At 33.0% G+C, this 26,793-nt stretch carries 12 protein-coding genes; 11 read left to right on the top strand and 1 reads right to left on the bottom strand.

Annotation, left to right across the window (positions count from 1 at the left end; all coding sequences use genetic code 11):
• Positions 1-104: 104 nt before the first annotated feature.
• The 9 genes from ACXAG4_RS00375 to ACXAG4_RS00335 all read left to right on the top strand — a co-directional run bounded on the left by ACXAG4_RS00375 (position 105) and on the right by ACXAG4_RS00335 (position 21,592).
• The gene (locus ACXAG4_RS00375) at positions 105-4,319 is read left to right on the top strand and encodes a hybrid sensor histidine kinase/response regulator (RefSeq protein ID WP_475294105.1); all 4,215 of its coding nucleotides are present in this window, start codon (positions 105-107) and stop codon (positions 4,317-4,319) included.
• A 172-nt stretch (positions 4,320-4,491) separates the two neighbouring features.
• Positions 4,492-7,677: a SusC/RagA family TonB-linked outer membrane protein gene (locus ACXAG4_RS00370; protein WP_475294104.1), complete on the top strand. Its 3,186-nt coding sequence runs from the start codon at positions 4,492-4,494 to the stop codon at positions 7,675-7,677.
• Between the two features lie 58 nt (positions 7,678-7,735).
• The gene (locus tag ACXAG4_RS00365; protein ID WP_475294103.1) at positions 7,736-9,646 is read left to right on the top strand and encodes a RagB/SusD family nutrient uptake outer membrane protein; all 1,911 of its coding nucleotides are present in this window, start codon (positions 7,736-7,738) and stop codon (positions 9,644-9,646) included.
• A gap of 50 nt (positions 9,647-9,696) precedes the next feature.
• Positions 9,697-11,742 carry a SwmB domain-containing protein gene (locus tag ACXAG4_RS00360; RefSeq protein ID WP_475294102.1) on the top strand — a complete coding sequence of 682 codons (2,046 nt, stop codon included), beginning with the start codon at positions 9,697-9,699 and terminating at the stop codon, positions 11,740-11,742.
• Positions 11,743-11,848: 106 nt separating this feature from the next.
• Positions 11,849-13,732 (top strand): sulfatase family protein, encoded by a 1,884-nt coding sequence (locus ACXAG4_RS00355; protein WP_475294101.1) that lies wholly within the window; start codon positions 11,849-11,851, stop codon positions 13,730-13,732.
• A gap of 147 nt (positions 13,733-13,879) precedes the next feature.
• A complete protein-coding gene (locus ACXAG4_RS00350) occupies positions 13,880-15,703 on the top strand; it encodes an arylsulfatase (protein ID WP_475294100.1) in 1,824 nt (607 codons plus the stop codon).
• A 274-nt stretch (positions 15,704-15,977) separates the two neighbouring features.
• Positions 15,978-17,504: an alpha-L-fucosidase gene (locus tag ACXAG4_RS00345; RefSeq protein WP_475294099.1), complete on the top strand. Its 1,527-nt coding sequence runs from the start codon at positions 15,978-15,980 to the stop codon at positions 17,502-17,504.
• A gap of 109 nt (positions 17,505-17,613) precedes the next feature.
• A complete protein-coding gene (locus ACXAG4_RS00340; protein ID WP_475294098.1) occupies positions 17,614-19,110 on the top strand; it encodes a sulfatase family protein in 1,497 nt (498 codons plus the stop codon).
• A gap of 28 nt (positions 19,111-19,138) precedes the next feature.
• Positions 19,139-21,592: a glycoside hydrolase family 2 TIM barrel-domain containing protein gene (locus ACXAG4_RS00335; RefSeq protein ID WP_475294097.1), complete on the top strand. Its 2,454-nt coding sequence runs from the start codon at positions 19,139-19,141 to the stop codon at positions 21,590-21,592.
• Between the two features lie 56 nt (positions 21,593-21,648).
• On the opposite strand, the gene ACXAG4_RS00330 is transcribed toward ACXAG4_RS00335, so the two are convergent.
• Complete coding sequence (locus ACXAG4_RS00330) at positions 21,649-22,671, bottom strand: LacI family DNA-binding transcriptional regulator (protein ID WP_475294096.1); 1,023 nt, start codon at positions 22,669-22,671, stop codon at positions 21,649-21,651.
• A gap of 139 nt (positions 22,672-22,810) precedes the next feature.
• Between ACXAG4_RS00330 and ACXAG4_RS00325 the strand changes: the two genes are divergently transcribed.
• Both ACXAG4_RS00325 and ACXAG4_RS00320 read left to right on the top strand, forming a co-directional pair.
• The gene (locus ACXAG4_RS00325) at positions 22,811-24,466 is read left to right on the top strand and encodes a sodium:solute symporter family protein (protein ID WP_475294095.1); all 1,656 of its coding nucleotides are present in this window, start codon (positions 22,811-22,813) and stop codon (positions 24,464-24,466) included.
• A gap of 23 nt (positions 24,467-24,489) precedes the next feature.
• Positions 24,490-26,769 carry an FAD-dependent oxidoreductase gene (locus tag ACXAG4_RS00320; protein WP_475294094.1) on the top strand — a complete coding sequence of 760 codons (2,280 nt, stop codon included), beginning with the start codon at positions 24,490-24,492 and terminating at the stop codon, positions 26,767-26,769.
• The last annotated feature ends 24 nt before the right edge of the window (positions 26,770-26,793 follow it).

Here is a 26,793-nt window from a genome sequence, read left to right as displayed (position 1 = left end):
GCTACAAATGATTTTTAAAATGAAATTAAGAGCAACAAGTGTCTTTTTCATTTTAAATTACATTGTATATTTATATTATCTCTCAACAGAATAGTACATTAATTATGACCTTTAACAAACGTTTCATTACTACATTATCTAATATTATTGTTTTCTCAATAATTCAAATTATTAATGCCCAAAGCAATATAAATTTTGAGCGTATTACCACAAGCGAAGGTTTATCACAAAGTGATATAAATTGTATATATCAAGACCATGAAGGTTTTATGTGGTTTGGTACTTTTGATGGTTTAAATAAATACGATGGCTATAAGTTTGATAATTATGTGCCTAACCCAAACAACAAAAATAGCATTAGTAGTAACATAATATTTACTATTAGTGGCGATAAAAAAGGTAATTTATGGATTGGTACCACCGGTGGCGGATTAAATAAATTTGATAAAAAAACCGAAACGTTTACTAAGCATTATCACATAGAAAATGATAGCACAACAATAGATAGTGATATGGTAAGAGTAGTTTTTGTTGATAATAAAGACAAAGTTTGGGTAGCTACCGATAAAGGAGTTAATTTATTAATAGATGAAACACCAAAAGGTAAAATGATATTTAAGCGCTTAGAGCTTCCATTTAATAAAATAATAAAAACAATTTACCAAGATAAAATGGGTACCATTTGGTTTTCTGCTACTGAAAAATTATTTGAACTTGTTGAAACTAATGATGGCACGTTTAAATTTAAAAAACTTAATTACAGCCCCGATGTACTCAATAGCACTATTTCATATTTAGGTGAAGATAAAAAAGGTAATTTACTAATTGGCACCACAAAAGGCTTATTTGTAAAGAGCCTAAAACACAAAAAAAGAAAAGCAAAACAAGTGCTGAAAACTGCCGTAAAATCTTTGGTTATTGATAATGATAATAATTATTGGGTGGGTACCAACAAAGGTGTTTTTCAATATGAACTCAATGATAAAGGTAGGCAATTAGTAAAAGAAAATCACTTCACCTATGATCCTGTTAACCCAAATAGTTTAAGTAAAAACTTGGTTAATTTATTGTACAAAGATAAAACAGGCATTATCTGGATTGGTACTAACGGTGGTGGCGTAAATAAAGTAAACCCCAAGAAAAAACAATTTCTTCATGTAAAAAAAACATCAAGCCCCAATAGCTTAAGTTATGACAAAATTAGAGCGCTTTTTGAAGACAGTTTAGGTAATGTTTGGATTGGTACTGAAGGCGGAGGTCTCAATTTACTTCCTAAAAATGAAATAGGTAAATATAAAAACTTTAAAAAATTTGAAAAGGTTTTAAGAGGTTTTGCGCTACAAGAAGTTGAAATAAACAACCGAAAAAAATTATTAATTGGCGATGGAAATAAACGTGGCTTATATATGTTAGATATTGAAGATGCCACTAATAAAACCAACACCAAAACAGAACTGTTATTAGAAACCACAAATAGTGTTTTTTCTATATTAAAAGATACAGACAATACCATTTGGGTAGGCACATACAATGGTGGTGTATATAGAATGGTGAAAAATAAAAATGGGTCTTACAATGTGTCTGTATTTAAAAATAACCCAGAAAATAAGTACAGTATTTCTAATAATATTATAAGGTATATTTACCAAGATAGTAAAGGGAATATTTGGTTTGCAACAGGTGATGGCTTATCAAAACTAGAATATAATGAGCTTTTAGAAGAAGACCCTATGTTTGATGTTTATAAAACAAGTAAAGAAGATACTAACTCTATAAGTCATAATTACATTATGCCAATATATGAGCATTCATCTGGCGATATTTATATAGGAACTTTTGGTGGCGGCCTAAATAGGTATATACCACCTAGAAATGGCAGCTCTGAAAAGTTTATGAGGTATTACCAAAAAGATGGTTTAGCTAATAATGTAGTAAAATCTATTTTAGAAGACCATTTGGGACATGTATGGATATCAACAAATAAAGGACTTTCAAAGTTTAACCCAGAAAATCAAACCTTCAAAAATTATGATGTAAATGATGGTTTGCAAGACAATGAGTTTCAAGAATTAGCAGCTTTAAAACTAAGCTCAGGAGCTTTAATGTTTGGTGGTATTAACGGTTTTAATGTGTTTACACCAAGTCAAATAAACGATAATGTATTACCTTCAGAAACCATAATATCAAATTTTTCAATTTTCAACGAAAAAATAAAAGTAGGCCAAACATATAATGAAACTGTGGTTTTAGATAGTGCTATAGCCTATAAAAAAAATCTAAACTTAAAGTATAATCAAAACAGTTTTGCAATTGAATTTACAGGCTTGCATTATGAAGCACCACTAAAAAATAAGTTTTCATATAAATTAGAAGGTTATGATAAAAATTGGATAAACTCAACATCTAATAATAGATATGCCAATTACACCAATATAGCACCCGGAAATTACACGTTTAAAGTAAAATCATCAAACAGTGATGGTGTTTGGGATACCACACCAAGTACATTAAATTTGTATATAGCACCACCTTTTTGGAAAACAAATTATGCCTATTTTATATATACATTGCTTACAATTGGGCTTTTATTGGCCTTCAGAAAATATACCATTATAGGCACAACCCGAAAGCATCAATTAGAATTAGATCAATTAGAAAAGGAACAAAAAGAAGAACTTCAAAAAATAAAATTAGAGTTTTTTACTAACATTTCACATGAGTTTCGTACACCTTTAACACTTATAAAAGGACCTTTAGATTATTTACTAACATCTAATACAACAAAAGATAATGAAGTAGTGCAAGAGCAAGCACAAATCATGCTAAAAAACACCAATTATTTATTACGGTTGGTAAATCAGCTTTTAGATTTTAGAAAAATAAACCAAGGAAAAATGAGGCTTGTATTACGCAATACAGAAATAATTAGCTTTGTAAAAGATATAGGAGAGCCTTTTCAGTTTATAGCACACAAGCAAGATATAGATTTTAATATAGAATCACCGCATAAAAGTATTAAAGCATGGTTTGATCATGATGCGCTTGAGAAAATAACTAAAAATTTACTGTCAAATGCATTTAAATTTACGCCTGCAGGCGGTGAAGTTACCGTTAATATTTTTAAAGAAACTAATGAGCTACAAAACCAAAGTACAGATTTTGTAATAATAAAAGTTAAAAACACGGGAGTTGGTATTAGTAAAGATGATATTGAAAATATTTTTGAACGTTTTTACACCAAAAAAAATAAAAAGCGAAATACCAATTTTCAAAACGGAGCAGGTATTGGTTTAGCCTTCACTAAAAATCTTATAAATTTTCATCAAGGCACAATTAGCGTTGAAAGTGAACCTAATAAAACAACTACTTTTATTGTAAAATTGCCACAGCGTAAAACAGCTTATGAAAACATACCAGAAATAAGTATAAAAGAAAAAAACGAAAGCGATTTTCTGGTAAGAAGTTCAGAGCAAGAATCGTTTGCAATTCAATTAAATGATGAAATAACAGATTCTCAAATATCAAGTTATCGCTCTAAACTCCCCGTTTTATTAGTAGTTGATGATAATAAAGATATAAGAAGTTTTATAAAGCGTGCTTTAGGTGAAACATACAAAGTATTAGAGGCTGAAAATGGAGCCGAAGGTTTAGAAATAGCCAATAAAGTAATACCAAACATAATACTAACCGATGTTATTATGCCGGTAATGGACGGTATAGAACTTTGTAATAACTTGAAAGCACAAAACAAAACTAGCCATATTCCTGTAATTATGTTAACAGCAAAATCTTCAAACGAAAGCGAAATAGAAGGTTTAAAAATAGGAGCCGATGGTTACATGAAAAAACCATTTGATATAAATATTTTAAAATTAAAACTTAGTAATATTTTAAAGTATAGAGAAGGTTTAAAAAAGAAATTTAATAGAGAAATAACACTGCAGCCAGAAGAAGTTACCGTAACATCATTAGACGAAAAGTTCTTGAAAAAAGCCATTGAAATTGTTGAAAAACATATGATGAATACAGATTTTAATGTAGAACTTCTGGTGAAAGAAATGGGTCTAAGTCGTAGTAATTTATACGTTAAATTTAAAGAGCTTACGGGGCTTTCATCAAGTGCGTTTATTAGAAACATTAGACTAAAAAGAGCAGTTCAACTTTTAGAGCAAAGTAATTTTTCAGTAAAAGAAATTATGTACATGACTGGGTTTAATACGTCATCATATTTCTCGCAATGTTTCAAAAAACAATTTGGTATGTTACCCAGAGAATACGTAAAAAAAATAAAAGCCGAAAAAGCCAAAGCTTCACAATAAATATTTTATTTGTAAAACCATTTGTTTGATTTCTTTGAAAATAAAACCCTTGTTTTTACAAGGGTTTTTCTGTTTTTAAAATCATATCTAACAAAATTAAACTCATATCTAAAGTACATACAGTTAAATAATTTCAAAATTTGTTACACTAACAAATAAAACAGACTAAATAATGAATTTGAAATTATTTTATTATTGTAAATCCAAGGTGTTTATAACATACTTTTTAGGTGTTTTGTGCTTAGGTTTTACAAGTGCGCAAACAACCACAATAAGTGGTAATGTAAAAGCAGAAGGTATGCCACTACCTGGTGTAAGTATTTTGGTAAAGGGTACAAGCACAGGTGCAGTGTCAGACTTTGATGGAAACTATGCCATTAAGGCTAATGCAAATGCTGTATTAGTTTTTAGTTATTTGGGTTATGAAACCCAAGAAGTAGCTGTAAATGGTAAAACACAGTTAAACGTTATCATGCAAACAGATTTATCTACACTAGAAGAAGTTGTTGTAGTAGGTTACGGTAAACAAAAGAAAAAGGAAGTTACAGGCGCTGTAGGGCAAGTAAAGGCCGAAGTTCTTGAGCAAACAACCACATCTGATATTGGTGCCGCTTTACAAGGGCAAATAGCAGGTGTAAATATTGCATCTAGTTCTGGTGCACCAGGTGAAGAGGCCAATATTTTAATACGCGGTTTTAGTTCGTTAATTGATGGCCAAAATAGTCCACTTTACGTTGTTGATGGTATTCCTTTTGATTCAGATCCACAACTAAGTATTAGAGAAATTCAAAGTATAGACGTTTTAAAAGACGCCGCATCAACATCTATATATGGTGTGCGTGGAGCAGGTGGTGTTATTTTAATTACCACAAAGCAAGGTAAAATAGGGCAAATGGATATTCGTGTGAATACAGAATATGGTATGCAAACCATAGCTTCAACATTTCACAACATGACTAAAGAAGAATATACATACTTACACCTGCTACGTGGAGCTTTAAATACAGATAAACCTCAAGGAGGTGTAGATGGTGATATTCACAGAAACTCTAGCTATTTTACTAATAACACCAATATTGGTGATGTACTTTTAAATAACAATGCTATAATTCAAAACCATTCAGTAAACGTATCAGGTGGTAAAGACGGTTTAACCTATAATTTTAATGCCAATTTTTACCAACAAGAAGGGGTGTTTTATAATTCAGATTATAAAAGGTTTAACGTACGTGCAAATACACAATTTACTAAAGGTAAATGGAAAATTACAACAGGTTTAACCTTTAAAAGAGATGAGAAATTAGTGCCATGGAGTGGTATGATGAATAGAATTTATGAGTATCAATCTTTTAAACCAGCAGTAAATTTAGATGATGATGCTCTAGCTAATATATCTGAAATTAGTTTAGATGACCCAACCGAAGATTGGAAATTAAACGAAGCCAGAAACTTGGCTAATGCTTTAAGAAATATTAAAACCCAAGAAAATAGAGATGGTAACAGTCATGCTGGAAATATTCAGTTTGAATTAGAAGCTACAAAGTATTTAACTTTAACAGGCCGTTTTGGTATAACTTACAATGACCAAAAGTGGGTAAGAATTATACCAAGATATGATATTTATAATACTGATGGCGATTTAATTGTTAACCCAAACAACATCACATCTCAAACGGTTACAGACCTCACTTCTTCAAAATTAACATCAGAACAGTTTGCAACCTTTAATAAGCAATTTGGTAAACATAAAATTACGGCGCTTTTAGGTACATCTTTTGAAAAATCTAAAAACGAACGTTATCAAATTGAAGTTAGAAATAACTTAAACCCAGCCATTACAGTACTTGATAATTATGAACTCATTTGGGATATAGAATCTGGCGGACAAGATTTTACCAGAACATTAATAGGTAATATAGCCAGAATACAATATAATTTTGATGGTAAATATCTTTTAAGCGCAAGTGGAAGGTATGATGGCTCTTCGCAATTTAGTGAAGATAACAGGTGGGGTTTTTTCCCATCAGTATCTGTAGGTTGGAACGTAGACCAAGAAAACTTCTGGCATCCGTTTAAAAAAGTAGTAAACTCATTTAAAATTAGAGCAGGTTACGGTACTGTAGGTAATGATAGGTTTTCACCATATAGCAACCAGCCTGTTGTAGAACCAGGTAGAGATTACGTGTTTGGTAGCAATAGCCCTTCAGGAGATGTAAACAATCCAACAAATGAACAAGGTGCATTAGGTACAACACAATTAGAATATGAAAATGAAAATCTTGGTTGGGAAACATCAGTTGAACAAAATATAGGAGTAGATTTAGGGTTGTTTAAAAATAAACTAACACTATCTGCAGATTTATATAAAAACGAAAAGAAAGATTTATTATATCAAATAGTAAATCCGCCATCAACAGGTGTATCGGGTGAATTTAGAAATACAGTTTTTAATGTTGGTAACATGGAAAACAAAGGTTTAGAACTTGCTGCAAAATATAACTACAGAGGCAAAAAAGGCTTTAGTTGGAATGTGTCAGGAACATTAACAACCAATCAAAACATTGTAACAAAAACAAGTTTAAATAACCCAATTATTTATTTAGACAGAGGCTTTATTTCAACCAAAGGAACCAGAGAACTCGTAACAGTAATTACAGAAGGTTATGAAGCTGCGGCTTTCTTTTTACGTGAAACAGCTGGCATTATTAAAACACCAGAGCAGTTAGCAGAATACCAATTAATAGACCCAAGTGCCAAAATTGGTGAACTAATGTATGTAGACCAACCGACCGTTGATACAAACGGAGATGGAATACCTGATGCAGGAGATGGTACTATTGATGATAATGATAGAGTATATGCAGGTTCTGGTACTCCAGATTTTGAAACCGGGTTAAACTTTTCAGCAAAATATAAAGGAATAGATTTTAGCATGCAATGGTACGGTTCATTTGGTGCTGAGGTTATGAATGGAAGTAAAGCCTATGCCTACCAAGCAGGTGTGCATAAAGATTTATTTTACTCATGGACAGAGCACAACACAAACGCTAATATTCCTTGGTATAACGGTAATAACACAAAATCATACAGAGGAGCTTCATCGTTGTTTCTTGAAAATGGAGATTTTGTTAGACTTCGTAACATAACGCTAGGTTTTTCATTCCCTAAAGATGTTATTGAAAAAATGGGCTTAAGTAAATTTAGGTTTTATGTACAAGGCCAAAATTTATTAACCATTACAGATTATTCTGGTTTTGATCCAGAAGTTGGTGGTAATGGTTTAAGTACTCGTGGTATAGACCAAGGTAGATACCCAATAGCTTCACAAGTTAAGGCAGGTATCCAACTTCAATTTTAATATAAATATTATGAAGATGGAAAAAAAATATAACGAAATAAAAAATAAAGTGTTAATAATGAAAAAGACATTTATAAAAGGCTTAATTCCGCTACTTATCTTTGCCTGTACATTACAGTCGTGTGTAGATGAATTAGATCAAGTAAACCCTAATGCTTTAACATTAGGTACATTTTGGCAATCAACGGCCGATTTAAACACGGGTTTAAATGCAGTTTATGCAGCAATGAGAGATGAAGATATTTTAGGTATTCTTTGGGATTATACACGTACTGATATAGCGGTGCCGTTTTCACAAAGAAGCAATGCTACAGGAACACCTATTTATGATCAAACATTTGATTTAACAACCAATGAAGTACAAAACAAATGGGATGCCTGTTACATAGGTATATTTAGAGCAAACCAAGTAATTGATGCCTACAATAGGTTAAATCCCTCGGCTAATGATGAAACTGCAAACTTAATTTTAGCTCAAGCACGAGCATTAAGAGGTTATTTTTATTACACACTGCATCATACTTTTAACAATGGTTCAGTGCCATTATTTGAAACGGTACCAACAGATTTTAATGATTTCCAAATAGCATTTTCATCATCCGAAGAAATTAAAACATTCTTTAGAGCAGATTTGCAATACGGTTTAGATAATTTACCCGCAACATATAATGCGTGGCAATCTAATGTTGGTGGCGGAAACCTTGGTAGAATTACCGCTGGTTTTTGTGAAGCCTTATTAGGTAAAAGTTACCTAAACGAAAATGATTTTACCAATGCAGAAATATATCTTAAAAACGTAATTGATAACTACAACTATCAATTAGCTGATGATTTATCAGAGTGCTTAACAGGTATTGCAGAATTTAACAACGAATCAATTTTTGAAATTAACTATTCATATGATGCTAACCCTTTAGGTTTAGATGAGCAAAACCTATCACAACGAATTTCACACTTTTTAAATGATGGTAATAGGGTACAATTTACATCGTGGTTAACACTTAAATACAGAAACGAAAGACCAGATCCTGCAGATCCTGCAAATTATGTAAATAGAAATGTTTATGATGCTAGTGGAGATTTAGAAAGTGTACAAGAAAATGTATTGAGAATGTACAGTTGGCGTATGAATAATTCAGTATCATCGGTTGATGATAGAGATGATACAATGTATGGTGTTGAATTGGCTGAATACGGTAGAGCCACATCAGCCGCAGCACACGCAAGACAAACACCAAACTTTATTAAAAAATTTACTGGCTGGAATACAAATAACGGAGGTTTAGGAGAAGATGAAGGTCCTGAAAAAGATAACAGGTCTGATATTAATATACCAATAATGCGTTTAGCCGAAGTATATTTAATGTATGCTGAATGTATGATTGAAAAAGGCAATTTATCTGAAGCATTACGCTATATAAACCGCGTTAGAAAACGCTCGCATTTAATTTTATTAGGAAGCTCATCCGATGCCGGGGCAGAATTTTCAGGGTCAGCAACGTATTATAATGATATTGATTTAGATTTAACCAACGGCGAAGAACCAGTAACGCTTCAAAACCTAATGGAGCATTTAAGGTTTACCGAAAAACCTTTAGAATTAGCGCTTGAAGGAAATCGTACTATAGATTTAAGGCGTTGGGGTGTTTGGAAACAGCAATTAGAGCAATTAGCACAATTTGAGTATGACGCGTGGCACTTTAAAAACAATGCCGTGGGTAAAAACCCAACCAGATGGCGATGTTTTATAATGCCAGCAGGCGAGGTGCCATCATACCCAGCAAATACTCAAGCACCAGATTATGCTTTTAGGCAACCAGCTAACTTAAACGCTAATGCCAACAGAAGAACAAATGAGCCTTTTTTAAGAGATCATCTTTTAGGTTCTCAAAATTTTATTGAAGAGGTACACAGTTATTTGCCAGTACCGCAAGATGAAATTAATGCTAATTTAAATTGGAATCAATAATTTATGTTAGGGTTTTATAAAACCACTGCATAAAGCAAAAAATTAAAATTATGAAAAAAACAAATAATATATTAAAAACAATATGTTTGTTATCATTACTCATAAGTTCTTTTGTTAGTTGTAATGATGACGAATACGAAGCTCCAGGATCATTTGTAGACCTCTCAATAACCATGACCTCAGGTGCTGCTGCAGAAAGAGAATCTGAAGTTAATAGATTTTTCTCTTTTTCCGATATTTCAGCAGGAGCAGAATATAGCGAATGGAGAATACCAAATTCAGCTTTCTTTTTAGAAGGCCCAATACCTAATAATTTAGATAATCATGATGCATACATAGCAGAACCTTCAAACAGAAAAGTATCCTCAGAAAAAACCGTACATGTACTTTGGAAAAAAGGAGACTCTTTAACTAAAGTAGGCTATTTTGGGGTGTTTCCAGATTCAACATCGTTTAGGTTTCCAGCCTATTGGGATTCTGATTTAGGCGAAAATGTTGAAGATACTATTAAAACCGTTAAAAGAAACGGTAAATGGGTAGCAGAATACTGGTTTAATATTGATGTGTATGATACCGTAGTAGCAACACCACAAGTTAGGTATTTAGATGAAACCATACTAAACCATAATAACACACAAACTGTAACTTTAACTTTTGGCGATAAATTAATTTTTGAAGATTTAAGCGGCTTGTTAGAAAATAACAATGCAAGGCCTAATACTACTGTTTGGAGAATGCATACTACTGAAGAAAACGAAGAAGACCAAACAAATGTATACAGAAGTAGTTACACGCGTACAAATTTAAGAGAGCGTGTAATAGATACCATTACATTTGATGAACTAGGTGAGTTTAGAGTAGAGTTAACTGCTACAAGAGAAAGAACAGATAACTTAAAGCAAAATCAAAATTCATATAATATACCCACTATATTTAATGTAATACCGTTAACTGAACCATTAGAGCAAACAGGTACAGTTGTTGAAACCGACATGGATATTGTTGAAGTTACACTAAGCTATAAAATACAACCGCTAGAGGGCACTGTAGTTGATAATTTTTTAGTTGAAGTTGATGGTGTTGAAAAAACAATAACCACAATAACAAGAAATGCTAATGGTACAAAACTATTAATAGATTTATCTGATGATCCAATACTACCCGAAGATGATGGTAAAACCGTTGTAGTATCTTATGACGGGGCAAGTAATTTGTTAAAATCTTTTGATGAAAGACCACTTGAAGCATTTACGGATGTACCAATTGATGTATACGTGCCAACACCAACAGATAAAATAGGCAGTATTGTAGAAACAAATACCGATGTTATTCAAGTAACATTTAATCAAGATTTAAATCCAGATTCTGTAACAAACGCCACAAATCCAGCAGCAGGTTTTTCAATTATACTTAATGGTAGTACAGCTACAATTAGTAATGTAGCTGTTAATGCAACAAATCCAGCAATATTAGAATTTACAATTGCTGAAGGTGTATATCAAGATGATGTAATTACAGTAGCTTATACAGGCCCCGGTGAAATTAGAACTATAGGTGGCGGATCTTTAGCAAATTTCGCTGCAGACACAGTAGAACCATACTTTGAAAATTTATTTACTGATGGTTCTTTTGAGGATACTTTTGGCGATTATTGGTTTGAAGGAGCAAGTGGTTCTGGTGCAATTGTAGAGTTTTCAACAGATCAAGCTTTTAATGGTACACAAAGTGTAAAGCTGACAAACGATAAACCAAGATTAGAGTCTGGTAGAAACCTAAATTATGAAGCAGGTGAAACCTACATCATTTCATATAGACGATACATTCCTACCAGTGTAGATTTTGAAGCAGGTTTTAGAGCAGCCGATGCTGGCGAAAAAATTTGGTATGATTTAGGTAGTGGAAGTAGAGCGGTTACTCCAAGATGGTTTACAAACGGAGACCCTGTAAAAGATACTTGGGAATTGGTTGAGGTAGAAATTACACCAGGTGCATTAAGTAATGTTGGTATTAGGTTTCAACCAGTACCAACATCAGGAACTGTCTATACTTTATACTTTGATGATTTTAAAGTTTACAAAAAAGAATACAGACCATAAAACCAAGTTTGTATAACTTTTGTACATATTTTAAAAGCTCTTGCACATGGTGTCAAGGGCTTTTTTAAGTATATTTCGGCATCAATTAAACACTTAACAATACAATATGAATTTTAATTTAAAACCTTTATTTTTTTTAATGGTAGGTTTATTGTTTTTAAGTTGTAAACAGCAACAAGAAAACGTTCAAATAGACCCGCCAAACATAGTTTGGATAACTTCAGAAGACAATTCAAAACACTACATGAAATTGTTTGATGAAAACGGTGTTGCAACACCAAACATTGAGGCATTAGCAAGCCAAGGTGTAGTTTTTAACCATGCATTTTCAAATGCGCCAGTTTGTAGTGTAGCGCGTTCAACGCTAATTTCGGGAAGTTACGCTCCAAGAGTTGGTGCACAGTTTCATCGAAAAATAGAACAGGTGCCAATGCCAAATGGTGTAGAAATGTATCCTGCTTATTTAAAAAGCGCAGGTTATTATACCACAAACAATGCTAAAGAAGATTATAATTTTGTAAAAAGTGATTCCGTATGGGATGATTCTTCAAAAAAAGCAACCTATAAAAACAGAAAAGAAGGGCAGCCATTTTTTCATGTTGTTAATTTAGGTGATTCTCATGAAAGCAGACTGCATTTTTCTGAAGAAAAAATGAAAAATAACCCAACAAAAACAGATGTTAATACTGTTTTTGTACAACCTAATCATCCAAACACAGAGGTGTTTAAATACACAAATGCCTTTTACAGAGATAAAATGGTGCACATTGATAAGCAATTAGGTGATATAGTAAAAGAACTAGAAACTGATGGCTTATTAGATAATACTATTATTTTCTATTTTGGAGATCACGGAGGTGTGTTACCAGGAAGTAAAGGTTATATTTATGAAACGGGTTTACATGTGCCTTTAGTGGTTAGGGTGCCAGAAAAATATAGACATTTGGTTAATGCTAAAATTGGCGGAAGAGAAGATGCTTTTGTAAGTTTTAAAGATTTTGGGCCAACACTTTTAAACTTAGCAGGTATTAAAGTTCCTGAAGGTATGGATGGTAAACCTTTTATGGGTGAAAACGTAACCAAAGAATACCTTGCAAGTTGCGATGAAACTTATAGCTATGCCGATAGGTTTGATGAAAAATATGATATGGTACGTACCGTTAGAAAAGGTAAATACAAATACATGCGCAGTTACCAACCATTTAATTTTGATGGTTTAATGAACAATTACCGTTATAAGCAATTGGCTTACAAAGAATGGGCTAAATTATATGATGAAGACAAATTAAACGAGGTTCAAGCCGCATTTTTTAAAGAGCGACCAGTTGAATTACTGTTTGATGTTGAAGCAGACCCCTACGAAACTAAAAATTTAGCAAATGATGATAACTTCAAATCTAAATTATTAGAATTGAGAGAAAAGTTAAATAATTGGGTAGAAAGTATGCCAGATTTATCATTCTATCCAGAACATTATTTAATTGAAAATGCTTTTGATAATCCTGTAAAATTTGGTCAAGATCATAAAGAAGATATTAAGCGTTATATAGATATTTCTAACCTAAGTTTATTGCCTTTTAATGAAGCAAAATCAACTTTAGAAAAAAGTTTAAATTCTTCAGATCCTTGGGATAGATATTGGGCATTAATTAACTGTAGTATTTTTGGAGAAAAAGCTAAAGAATTTATACCAAAAATAGTTGAAATATCTAAAACAGATTCAGAATTAATTAACAAAGTTAGAGCAGCAGAATACCTTGGCTTAATAAAGCATACAAGCCCTGTAAAAGTAATGACAAATGCACTTTACCAATCAAAACAAGCAGCAGAAGCATTATTAATAATAAACTGTATTGTTTTAATGGATCAAGAACAAGGAGGTCATAAATATCAGTTTAATATAGATGTTAATAAAATTGACAAAGAAATCTTAAAAGTAAAAGAACTAGAACGTAAAATGGATTACATAAAAAATACAATAAACAGTTAGTAATTTAATACGTTATAAAATTAGTAAAGCCTATGAGAAATCATAGGCTTTTTTTAACCATATCAAATACTGAAAAAATCATTTGATATATAACTAAATTAAAGATATGTATAGCTTTGTTTAAACATTCAAACTAAATTAAACCCAATGAAATTTTATTTAAGTCTATTTACTGTAGCGCTTCTATTTTTTAATTGTGCCGAAGCAAAAAAGCAAACAACAAAAAAAACTTTTAAAAAGCCTAATGTTATTCTTGTTATAACAGATGATCAAGGTTATGGAGACATTGGAGCACACGGGAATAAGGTCATAAAAACACCAAATATTGATGCATTGCATAGCGAAAGTTACAGGTTTACAGATTTTCACGTGGGGCCAACTTGCGCACCAACGCGTTCTGGTTTAATGACGGGTAGATACGCCAATGAAGTTGGTGTTTGGCACACCGTAGGCGGTTGGTCTTTATTAAGAGAACAAGAAAAAACTCTAGCCGATATGTTTACCCAAGCGGGTTACGCTACAGGCGGATTTGGCAAATGGCATTTAGGAGATAATTTTGGCTTTAGGCCAGAAGATAGAGGTTTTCAAGAAACCGTAATGCACGGTGGTGGCGGTGTAGACCAAACACCAGATTATTGGGAAAATACTTATTTTGATGATACTTACTTTCATAACGGTAAACCTAAAAAATATGAAGGTTACTGTACAGATGTGTTTTTTAGAGAAGCCACAAGGTTTATTGGAGAGAATAAAGACAAACCTTTCTTCTGTTATATTTCAACAAATGCACCGCATGGTCCGTACCATGTGCCTGTAAATTATTATAATATTTATAAAGATTTAGGAAATGATGTTCTAAAAGATACACAAAAGCGCTTTTATGGTATGATTACTAATGTTGATGATAACTTAGGTAAACTTCGTAACACATTAAAAGAAATGGGAATTGCAGATAACACAATCTTAATTTTCATGACAGATAACGGTACATCGGCAGGATATTATAACAAAAAAGGAAATATTACCGGCTATAATGCAAACATGAGAGGAACCAAAGGCAGTGAATATGAAGGTGGGCATAGAGTACCATTCTACATTTATTGGAAAGATGGAAACTTAGCTACAGGCACAGATATTAATCAATTATCGGCTAATTTAGATGTAATGCCAACATTAGCAGAATTGTGTAAAATAGATTTACCTCAAAATCATTTAGAATTAGCAGGACAAAGTTTAGTGCCTTTCATACAAAACCCTGATAAAAAAGATGATAGAATGTTGGTAACAGATTCACAAAGAATTCAAGTACCGGAAAAATATCGAAAATCTTCAGTAATGCAAAACAAGTGGCGTTTAGTAAATGGTGAAGAACTTTATAATGTTGAAGATGATAAAGGGCAAAAGAAAGATTTAGCTGAAGAACACCCTGAAAAAGTAGCGCAAATGCGTTCGTTTTATGAAAAATGGTGGCAACGCGTGTCTGTGCAATTTAATGAAGAAGTTTACATAAAAATTGGAGCACCACAAGAAAATCCTGTTACATTAACATGCCACGATGTACATGCCGATAATGGTAAACAACCATGGAATCAGCGCTATATTAGAAGTGGCGCAAACGGAGAAGGTTATTGGGCTATTAATGTTTTAGAAGAAGGTGATTACCAAGTGTCTTTAAGAAGATACCCAATAGAAGCAAATGTTATTATAAACGGAACTGTGCCAGCAATTACAAAAGATGAAAAACCAGGATTAGAAAATGCCTATGCTGAAGGCGAAAATTTAAATTATGTTAAAGCAAACATTAAAATTGGTGAAGTAATTAATCAATCAGTTAAGGTGTCAAACACAGATAAATCGGCTAATTTTAATGTGCATTTAAATAAGGGTAAAACTAAACTGAATGCAAGCTTTTTTAATGCTGAAGGTGAAGAAAACGTAGCCTATTATGTTTACATAACTAAAAAAGGATAGTACTTTAAAATCAGTTTTTTTTAATAAATGAGGCGTCTATTTCAGACGCCTTTTTATTGTATAATAGTTATTAAAAACCATTTATTGCTATTTTTATTCACTTTCTTACTTTTTAAACTTTTTGTACAAATTAATTTTACGTCAACCAATAATATCAAGAAGGTAATTGCTTAAAAAAAATCAATTTAACCAATATGTTATAGGTTTTGAATCGTATGTCTCATTAAAGCACTAAATAATTAGGCATATTTGTTTTGGTCACTTAAACAAAAACATGAAACTATTAAAATTAGTTATAACAACAAGCATATTTCTATTTGCATTAAACGTTTCTGCTCAAAAAGAATACAAACCAACTTGGGAATCATTAAAAAAACATAATGCCGTTCCACAGTGGTTTGCTAATGCCAAACTTGGCGTGTATTTTCATTGGGGTGTATATTCGGTTCCGGCCACCGATGGTGAGTGGTACCCGCGTTGGATGTACGTTCCAGACAGAGATGAAAATCTTTGGGGCGGAAAAGTATATAAAAAACACCGTGAAACTTACGGAGAAGATTTTGATTATCATGATTTTATTCCCATGTGGAAAGCACCTAAGTTTAACGCCAAAGAATGGGTAGACATGTTTGAAGGCATGGGTGCTAAATTTATTGGTTCAATAGCAGAACATCACGACGGATTTTCCCTCTGGGAAAGCGAGGTAAACGAATGGAATTCTGTAGCTAAAGGTCCAGGAATTGATGTGGTAAAAGCCATTGGTGAAGAAACCAAGAAACGTGGTTTAAAATTTATGGCAACTTTTCATCATGGATTTCATAACGTATTTTATCCAAAGCCCGATTTATCGTATTTACGTCCTGTAACCTTAAGCAAGTATAGCTATGTTTACCAAAATTGTGAAGTACCGCAAGATGAAAAGTACAAGAATCTATACTGTAACATGGATTACAAAGAAGCCCAAGATTTGTGGCTTGGAAAGTTAAACGAAGTCATTGAGGCACATTGTCCAGACTATATTTGGATGGATTTTGGGCAACGTTTCATTTCCGAAGACTACAGAAAACAATTCTTAACAAACTACTTTAATAAAGCTGAAAAAGAAGGTAAAGATGTAGTTGTTAATACAAAAGGAGATTTCTTTCCAACGGAACTGGCAGTAGTTAATGTAGAACGCGCAACAATGGAAGATATAACACCAGAAGTTTGGATTACAGACTTTATTTTAGGTAGCAGTTGGTGTTACAATAAAGAAAAAAGAACAGCCATTAACCCTGCACAAGCCATTAGAATGTTGGCAGAAGTAGTAAGTAAAAACGGTGTAATGTTATTATCTGCAGGCCCTATGGCAGATGGCACAATGCCTGAAGAACAGGTGAAAGCTATGGAAGGCATAGGTGCGTGGATGAAGCTTTATGGCGAATCTATTTACAACACCAAACCATTTGTAACATTTGGAGAGGGAACAACGGTTTTAAAGCGAGATGAAGCCGATGCTTGGAATGAATATGGTGCTATAAAAAAGGGCTTAAATAAGTTGAATGCTGAAGATATTAGGTTCACCCAAAAAGGAAAGGTGGTTTACGCTATTCAGTTAGGATGGAACGAAAAGCAACCTGAAAGAACTTTAAAGGTTTTTGCAAATGAAGCTAAAGGTTTAAAAATCAAGTCAGTTTCTGTATTAGGAAGTAAGGAAAAAATCAAATGGAAAAAGACTAAAGATGGCTTACAAGTAAGACAGCCTAAGCAAAAGCCGTTAGAGGCTAAAAAAGCATTAGTGTATAAAATAAAAATAAGATAAGTATTGTCAGACTGAGCGCAGTCGAAGTCTCATTTCAGGAGCCTACAAAAAAAAGTAGATGCTGAAACAAGTTCAGCATGACATGAACTAACAAAATTCAAAACAATATATGAAAACTAAACTAATTCCACTTTTATTTCTGCTTATAGCAATATCTGCTTATGCTCAAGATAAACCAAATATCATCTGGATTTTTAGTGATGATCATTCCTATCAAACTATTGGAGCTTATGGCGGTAGGCTGCAAGATATAAACCCAACACCTAATTTAGATAAATTAGCTTCAGAAGGTATGATTTTCAATAAATGTTATGTGGAAAACTCCATTTGTGCACCTAGTAGAGCGGCTTTACTTACGGGAAAAATGAGTCATTTAAATGGAAAATTCACCAATACAAAAAGGCATCCTTTTAATCATGATCAGCAACAGTTTCAAAAGATTCTAAGAAAGAATGGGTATCAAACAGCAATGATTGGTAAAATCCATTTAGATGGTAATATACAAGGGTTTGATTATTGGGAAGTATTATTAGGCCAGGGTTCATACGTAAATCCGGTGTTACTTTCAGAAGAAGGTGAAAAAAAATACCAAGGTTACACAACTAATATAATAACAGATAAATCTTTAGATTGGTTAGAAAATAAGAGAGATAAGAACAAACCTTTTATGATGATGTTGCACCACAAAGCACCACACAGAGCTTGGGTACCTAGTAGAGAGCACATGACTTTATACGAAGATATTACAATTCCTGAGCCAGATAATATGTTTGATAATTACAAAACAAGAACTACTGCGGCACTCGGACAAACCATGAGCATTTTAAAAGATATGAATTTGCACAGAGATTTAAAAATGATTGAGGCCGAAAATGATTATTGGAAAGTAACAAAAGGCATTGATGATAGATTTGATGCCAGAAGAGAAAAATATAAAAACCTAGATTTAGAAGGTGATGAATTACTTAAGTTGAAGTACCAAATCTACATGAAAGATTATTTACGTTGTATTTATAGTGTAGATGAAAATATAGGTCGTGTTATGGCATATTTAAAAGAATCAGGCTTAGATAAAAATACCATTGTAATGTATTCGTCAGACCAAGGATTTTACATGGGAGAACACGGTTGGTTTGATAAACGTTTTATGTATGAAGAATCATTTAGAACACCGCTAATTGTAAAGTGGCCCGGACAAACTAAACCAGGAAGCATAAATAAAGATTTAGTACAAAACATAGATTTTGCTGAAACCTTTTTAGATATAGCGGGAGCTCCAATTCCAGACGACATGCAAGGAAAAAGCCTCGTGCCCATTTTAAAAGGTAAAACACCAAAAGATTGGAGAAAAAACCTCTATTATCATTATTACGAATATCCTGGAGCACACTCAGTTCGTAAACATGAAGGTATAGCAAACAAACGCTATAAACTCATTAGGTTTTATGGTGAAGATGTTAAAAATGAAGAAGAATGGGAGTTTTACGATTTAAAAAAAGACCCTGCCGAAATGAATAATCTGTATCCAAAATTAAAAAATAGCAGTAAAATTTCAGTAATGAAAAAAGAACTATTAAAACTAAAAAAACAATATAAAGTAATTTAATACCAATTTAAAATTCAAAATAAAAACAATGAACAAACTATTTAGTTTACTCTTTTTTGTAGCTTTAAGTATAAGCAGCTTATGCGCACAAAATTTAAATTTTAACGACTCTTGGAAATTTTATAATGATAAAGCAGAAGGTGCCGAAAATATATCTTTTGATGATTCAAAATGGCGAGATTTGAATCTCCCACACGATTGGGCTATTGAAGGACCTTTTGACGTGAAATATAATGCACGCGCAGGTGGATTACCTTTTCACGGCACAGGTTGGTATCGAAAGCATTTTAAAATGGATGCTGATGCCAAGGGTAAAGTGGTACGTTTAGAATTTGAAGGCGCCATGTACAATGCACATGTATGGGTTAATGGGGAATTTGTTGGAAATCGCCCATACGGATACATTGGATTTGAATTTGATGTAAGTAAGTATTTAAAGTATGATGGTTCAGATAATTTAGTAGCTGTGAGATTAACACCCGAAGATTTATCTTCAAGATGGTATCCTGGGGCAGGTTTATACCGTTCCGTTTGGTTAAAAATTGATAACCCTATTCATGTAAAACAATGGGGTACATTTATAACAACACCAACGGTAACATCAAAAATTGGGGTTATTCAAAATGAAACAACAGTGGTTAATAATAGTAATACAAACGCCACGGTAACAGTAAAACAAGAGTATTTTAATGCTGAAAACAAACTAGTAGCTTCAGAAACTGAAGATATTACTGTAAAAGCCAACGCTACAGCTGTTTCTGCGCTATATACTAAAATTAAAAACCCTTTAATTTGGGATACAGAAACCCCACATTTATACAATGCAGTAACAACTATTTTAGGTGGTAATGAAGTTTTAGATACCTATAAAACACGCTTTGGAATAAGAACCATAGCTTATACAAAAGATGGTTTCTTTTTAAATAACAAACCAATACGCTTTAATGGAGTGTGTTTACATCATGACAATGGAGCGCTTGGTTCTGCAGTTTATAGAAGAGCCGATGAGCGTAAACTTCAAATTATGAAAAGTATGGGTGTAAACGCTATTCGCACAAGTCACAACCCGCCTTCAAGAGAATTTTTAGAGTTGTGTGATGAATTAGGGTTACTAGTTCAAGATGAAGCCTTTGATGTTTGGAAAATGGAAAAAGTACCTAACGGGTATAATGTGTTTTTTGAAGAATGGGCAGAGCGTGATATTAAAGATATGGTTTTAAGAGACAGAAACCATCCATCAATAGTAATGTGGAGTATTGGTAACGAAATTATTGAACAAAAGGATAAAAAGAACGGTTGGAAAACAGCTAAAATATTAAATGATTATGTTAAGGAATTAGATAGAACCAGACCAACATCGGCAGGTTTTAATAATTATTCAGGGCCTTATGATAATAATATGGCGCAACAAGTTGACATTGCAGGTGTAAACTATAAACCAACAAAGTATAGTGAAATTAGAGAAAATTATCCTGAAATGCCTTTATATGGCTCTGAAACTTCAAGTTGTACAAGTAGTAGAGGAGTGTACCACTTACCAATTGAAAAATATAAAACTCATGAATCTAAACACGTAACTAGTTATGATTTAATTGGCCCACCATGGGCATATCCTCCAGATGTTGAGTTTCATTTTCAAGAACAAAACCCGCATAGTATGGGAGAGTTTATTTGGACTGGGTTTGATTATTTAGGAGAGCCAACACCATACGGCGGAAAAGATAATTCAACCAACGGGTATTGGAATGCAGATTGGCCATCGCACAGTTCATATTTTGGTGCGGTAGATTTATGTGGTTTCCCAAAAGATAGATTCTTTTTATATCAAAGTCAATGGACAACCGAACCTATGATTCACTTACTACCACATTGGAACTGGAAAGGCATGGAAGGACAAACCATTCCTGTGTATTGCTATACGAATTGCGATAGTGCCGAGTTATTTGTAAACGGAAAATCAATGGGTAAACGTGTTAAAGGTAAAGATTTAACAGAATTAAAGGTTGATTTTTTAAGGTACGAACCAAAAACATTTCAATCTAAATACAGGTTGTCTTGGGATGTACCATACGAAGCAGGAACAATTAAAGTAGTTGGTTATAAAGATGGAAAACAAATTTTAGAAAAACAGATAAATACAGCAGGAAAGCCAGCAAAAATAAGCTTATCTGTTGATAGAGAAGAAATAAATGCAGATGGTGAAGATTTAGCTTATGTAACAGTTAGAATTGAAGATAAAAACGGAAACTTATGCCCGAATGCAGATAACCTAGTAAACTTTTATGTAAAAGGAACAGGTGAATTATTAGCTGTTGATAACGGAAACCAAACCAGTGTAGAGTCTTTTCAAGCAAATCACAGAAAAGCTTTTAGCGGTATGTGTTTAGCTGTTGTGAAAGCAAAAGATATTAAAGGGAAAATTACATTGTACGCAAAATCTAGAGGATTGAAGTCTTCAAAAATTGGAGTAATTTCTAAATAATACAAATAACCTTAAAACTAAAAGCCAGTATCTTAAATATGAGTTGCTGGCTTTTTTTAAAGCACAAGTTTATCTTTAATAGATGATTGCCTAATATTAAATTCGCCATTCATAACAATAGTTTCTATAGGTGCGTTTTCATCTTCAATTCGTTTTAGTAAAAGTTCAGCAGCTTTTTTAGCCATATCATATGTTGGTTGTTTTACGCTACTTAACGGTGGGCTCATCAATTCAGCTATTCTAGTTTCGGTAAAACCTACAAAAGCTACGTCTTTAGGAACAGCGTAACCATTTTCTTTAAGCTTTTTAATGGCACCAAGGGCAACCATATCATTCACACAAAAAAAGGCATCAGGTATATCATGGTTAAAAATTAAATCTTCAATAACTTCCATACCTTCTTTAGCTAATAAACCGGCTTCAATAATTTTATAGTTTTCTTTAGGAAAATTATGTTTATTCATTGCTTTTTTGAAACCCTGAACACGTTCATATGAAACAGATAAATCTTTATAGCCAGACAGGTGATATATTTTTTTATAACCCTGCCTAATTAAATGTTCGGTGGCAAAAAAACTCCATTTTAAATTATTAAAAACTACTTTTGAAACTGGCACGGTTTCTTCTATTCTATTTAAAAACACAATGGGGTAACCATCTTTAATTCTGTCTTGGTAATATTTCATGTTTCTATTGCCGGTAGTTGGAGCAACAATTAATCCATCAACCATGTTGCTAATTAAGGTTTGAGCATTCATAAGCTCTAAATCTTCATTTTCATCAGATTGCATTACCAAGACTTGATAACCTTTCAAAATTAAAAACTCTTGAAGTGCAATTACAATTTCAGAATAATATTCGTTTATAAATTCAGGTACAACAACACCAATATTTAAAGACCTTTTTTGGCTTAGTTTTTTAGCAATTGGGTTAGGCATGTAGCCCATTTCTTCAGCAGTTTTTAAAATGAGTGCTTTGGTTTCTTTTTTAATATCATATTTATCATTGAAGGCTCTTGATACTGTAGAGACCGAAACGTTCAATTTTTTTGCTATGTCTTTAATAGTGTAGTGTTTCATGAGGGTAAATATAGTGATTTTCGGTAACGTTTTCGGAAATTTATATTGTTTTCGGTAGCGTTTCCGAAGATATATTTAAGACTTTTTAGTTTAGATATATGTTCTGGGGTTATCTTTAAAAGAAATTAATCTTTTTTTTATGAATAATATTGATATTATTGTCATATTGGTGTTTACAGCACTAGTTTTTATCTGCGGTATGAGTTTTTCAAAAGCAGGTAAAAATATGAAGTCGTTTTTTGCTGCAGGAGGCGCATTGCCTTGGTGGATGAGTGGCTTATCGCTTTTTATGAGTTTCTTTTCTGCAGGTACATTTGTAGTTTGGGGTTCTATTGCTTACTCAAGTGGTTGGGTAGCAGTTTCTGTGCAATGGACTATGTGTATTGCAGGAATTATAATAGGGTTCTTTATAGCTCCTAAATGGCAAAAAACAAAAGCTTTAACAGCAGCGGAATATATTACAGACCGTTTTGGGAAGACCACGCAAAAAACATATACCTATTTATTTTTATTCATTTCATTATTTACAACAGGCGCTTTTTTGTACCCTGTAGCTAAAATTGTAGAAGTATCTACAGGAATTCCTATAGTTACAAGTATAATTGTTTTAGGAATTCTAATTCTTATTTATACTGCAGTTGGCGGCTTATGGGCTGTAATTGTAACAGATGTTTTACAATTTATTGTACTAACTGCTGCTGTTTTAATAGTGCTACCGTTATCATTTAATAAAATTGGTGGTATTGATAATTTCATAGCTAAAGCACCTGAACGATTTTTTGAGTTCACAAATAATGAATATTCGGGGTTATTTATGGTAGCTTTTTGTTTGTATAACTTATTCTTTATTGCCGGAAACTGGGCTTATGTGCAGCGTTATACTAGTGTAGCAACTCCAAAAGATGCAAAGAAAGTAGGTTGGTTATTTGGAGCGCTATATACAATAAGTCCGTTAATTTGGATGTTGCCTCCAATGATATACAGAGTACTAAATCCAGATTTACAAAATTTAGCAGATGAAGGCGCGTATTTACTAATGTGTAAAGAGGTATTGCCAGTAGGTATGCTAGGGTTAATGTTAGGAGGCATGGTGTTTGCAACTTCAAGTTCTGTAAATACAACACTTAATATTTCAGCTGGAGTATTAACAAATGATTTGTACAAAAATATATTCCCTAATACAAGTGGTGAAAAGTTAATGAGGGTTGCTAAAATTGCAACAGTGGTTTTAGGAATATTAACCATTATTGTAGCGCTGTTAGTACCGTATTTGGGAGGTATTGTAGAAGTAGTATTGAGTTTAGGAGCAATAACTGGTGGCGCTATGTTTTTACCGCCACTTTGGTCTCTGTTTTCAAAACATCAAACAGGGAAAACCATATTATTTGTAACCATTACGTCATTAATAATTAATTCATTTTTTAAGTTTATTGCTCCAGAAATGTTAGGTGTTTCCTTAAGTCGCGCTACAGAAATGGCTGTTGGTATGGGCGTGCCTATATTATTAATGGCTTTACTAGAAATTTATTTAATAAAAACCAATAGTGATACTTCAGCCTACGATAATTACGAAAAAATTAGAAATGAAAAATTGGTGAATGCTACAGAAGAAACATCAGGAGATGATTCTGAAGGAAATAAAAGAGGAACTAAAGTTATTGGTATAGGCGTAGCTTCTACAGGTGTGCTTATATTAATATTATCATTTTTAGCAGAGTCAGCAACTACGTTAGTGGCCGGTATGGGAATAGCGATTCTAATACTTGGGGCATTCATAATAAAAAAATCAAAATAGTATAAAAATAAAATTGCGTTTCAATGATAATAGAAACTTTCAATAAAGAAAAAAGAAACAATAAAACAATCACTATTGAGTGCGATTTAAGCATAACAGGAGGTGGAACTGCCGGTGTTTGTGCTGCAATTACAGCCGCAAGGCAAGGTACTAAAGTAGTGTTAATACAAGATAGACCTGTTTTAGGTGGTAATGGTTCATCTGAAGTTCGTTTATGGATTTTAGGAGCCACTTCGCATATGGGAAACAACAACCGTTGGTCTCGTGAAGGCGGTGTTATGGATGAAATTTTAGTTGAAAATTTATACCGAAACCCAGAAGGTAACGCCGTAATTTTTGATACTGTTTTACTTGAAAAAGTGTTAAATGAAGAAAACATAACGTTACTTTTAAATACAAGCGTTTATGATGTTACCAAATCTAGTGATACACAAATAGAGTCTGTAACAGCATTTAATTCTCAAAATTCAACCCAATATATTGTTAAAGCACCATTGTTTTGTGATGCTTCAGGTGATGGTATCGTAGCCTTTAAAGCAGGCGCATCATTTAGAATGGGTGCAGAATCAAAAGAAGAATTTGGCGAGTTATTTGCTCCAGATAAATCTTACGGAGAGCTTCTAGGGCATTCTATGTATTTCTACAGTAAAAATACCGATAAACCGGTGAAATTTAAAGCACCAGAATTTGCCTTAAAAGACATAAAACAAATTCCAAGATATAAAGCTATTGGTAAAGATGATAAAGGGTGCCGTTTTTGGTGGTTTGAATATGGCGGACGAATGGATACCATTCACGATACTGAGCATATTAAATACGAACTTTGGAAGGTAATTTACGGTGTTTGGGATTACATAAAAAATTCAGGTGAGTTTGAAGATGTTGATAATATGACCTTAGAATGGGTTGGTACCATACCAGGAAAACGCGAAAGCCGTCGTTTTGAAGGACTGTACATGATGAAACAACAAGACGTTATTGAACAACAAACCTTTGATGATGCTATTGCACACGGTGGTTGGGCCATAGATTTACATCCTGCCGATGGGGTTTACAGTAACCTTTCGGCTTGTACACAATGGCACTCAAAAGGGGTGTATCAAATTCCGTATCGTTCGTTTGTAAGTAAAGATATTGATAACTTATTTTTAGCAGGCAGAATAATAAGTGCAACACACGTTGCTTTTGGCTCTACGCGTGTTATGGCAACAACAGGTTTTTGCGCTCAAGCCGTTGGTATGGCAGCTTCAATTTGTACTGAAAAACAACTAAAACCAGCCGATATTTTAAATAATAACGAAATTAAAAACCTTCAAAATAGATTAAATATTGAAGGGCAAAGTATACCAAATATTCCAATAAAAGCAGAAACTAATTTGTTAAATGAAGCTGAGGTTGAAGCCTCTTCAGAATTGCAATTAAGTGAAATACCTTCAGATGGGAAATGGTTTCAATTAAATATTTCGGCTGCTCAATTATTACCTTTAAAAGCTAAAGAAAACTACCAATTTAAAGTATTGGTAAAAGCTGAAAAAGCAACAAGTTTACATGTAGAACTAAGAACTTCAGAAAAAAGTAAAAATTACACACCAGAAGTTATTTTAGATACACAAACCTTCAATTTACAAGAAGGAGAGCAAACTATAAGTGTTAGTTTTTCAAACGGAATGCCTCAAAATCAGTACGGTTTTGTAACGTTTTTAACAAATGAAAATGTAAGTATAAAAACAAGTAAAAAGCGCTATTCAGGAGTTTTGTCGGTTTTTAATGGTGTTAACAAGGCCGTGTCAAACAACGGAAAACAAGTGCCACCACCAAATATTGGTGTAGATGAGTTTGAATTTTGGACACCACACCGCAGGCCCGAAGGTGAAAACATTGCCATGGCAATTACCCCAGCAATTAAAGCATTTAATACTGAAAATTTAGGCAATGGTTATGTGCGTCCGTGGGGGCAAGTTAATGCGTGGGTTGCCAGTTTAAATGATAAAACACCAACTTTAAAAGTAGCTTGGAATGAGGCTAAAGAAATATCAGAAATTAAATTGTTTTTAGATCCAGATTACGATCATCCTTTAGAGTCAACCCTTATGGGGCACCCCGAAGAAATAGTTCCTTTTATGCTTAAAAATTATGTAATAAAAGATTTAGAAGGTAATACTTTACAAACAGTTGAAAATAACTACCAAGCCATAAACACATTGAAGTTTAAAGAGCCGGTAAAGTTAAACGGATTTGTAATAGAGGCAGAACACCCATCAAAAGATGTACCAGCAGCAATTTTTGAAATATTATGCAGATAAAAATTAAACTTTTTGTAATAGTAG

This window comes from Seonamhaeicola sp. ABD4_175 (genome assembly GCF_056160885.1).
This window is presented reverse-complemented; position numbering and strand designations above follow the sequence as displayed.

Bases quoted from the DNA above. Each gene is read 5' to 3' on its own strand.
- ACXAG4_RS00375 (WP_475294105.1), top strand. From the start codon at position 105: ATGACCTTTAACAAACGTTTCATTACTACATTATCTAATATTATTGTT.
- ACXAG4_RS00370 (WP_475294104.1), top strand. From the start codon at position 4,492: ATGAATTTGAAATTATTTTATTATTGTAAATCCAAGGTGTTTATAACA.
- ACXAG4_RS00365 (WP_475294103.1), top strand. From the start codon at position 7,736: ATGAAAAAGACATTTATAAAAGGCTTAATTCCGCTACTTATCTTTGCC.
- ACXAG4_RS00360 (WP_475294102.1), top strand. From the start codon at position 9,697: ATGAAAAAAACAAATAATATATTAAAAACAATATGTTTGTTATCATTA.
- ACXAG4_RS00355 (WP_475294101.1), top strand. From the start codon at position 11,849: ATGAATTTTAATTTAAAACCTTTATTTTTTTTAATGGTAGGTTTATTG.
- ACXAG4_RS00350 (WP_475294100.1), top strand. From the start codon at position 13,880: ATGAAATTTTATTTAAGTCTATTTACTGTAGCGCTTCTATTTTTTAAT.
- ACXAG4_RS00345 (WP_475294099.1), top strand. From the start codon at position 15,978: ATGAAACTATTAAAATTAGTTATAACAACAAGCATATTTCTATTTGCA.
- ACXAG4_RS00340 (WP_475294098.1), top strand. From the start codon at position 17,614: ATGAAAACTAAACTAATTCCACTTTTATTTCTGCTTATAGCAATATCT.
- ACXAG4_RS00335 (WP_475294097.1), top strand. From the start codon at position 19,139: ATGAACAAACTATTTAGTTTACTCTTTTTTGTAGCTTTAAGTATAAGC.
- ACXAG4_RS00330 (WP_475294096.1), bottom strand. From the start codon at position 22,671: ATGAAACACTACACTATTAAAGACATAGCAAAAAAATTGAACGTTTCG.
- ACXAG4_RS00325 (WP_475294095.1), top strand. From the start codon at position 22,811: ATGAATAATATTGATATTATTGTCATATTGGTGTTTACAGCACTAGTT.
- ACXAG4_RS00320 (WP_475294094.1), top strand. From the start codon at position 24,490: ATGATAATAGAAACTTTCAATAAAGAAAAAAGAAACAATAAAACAATC.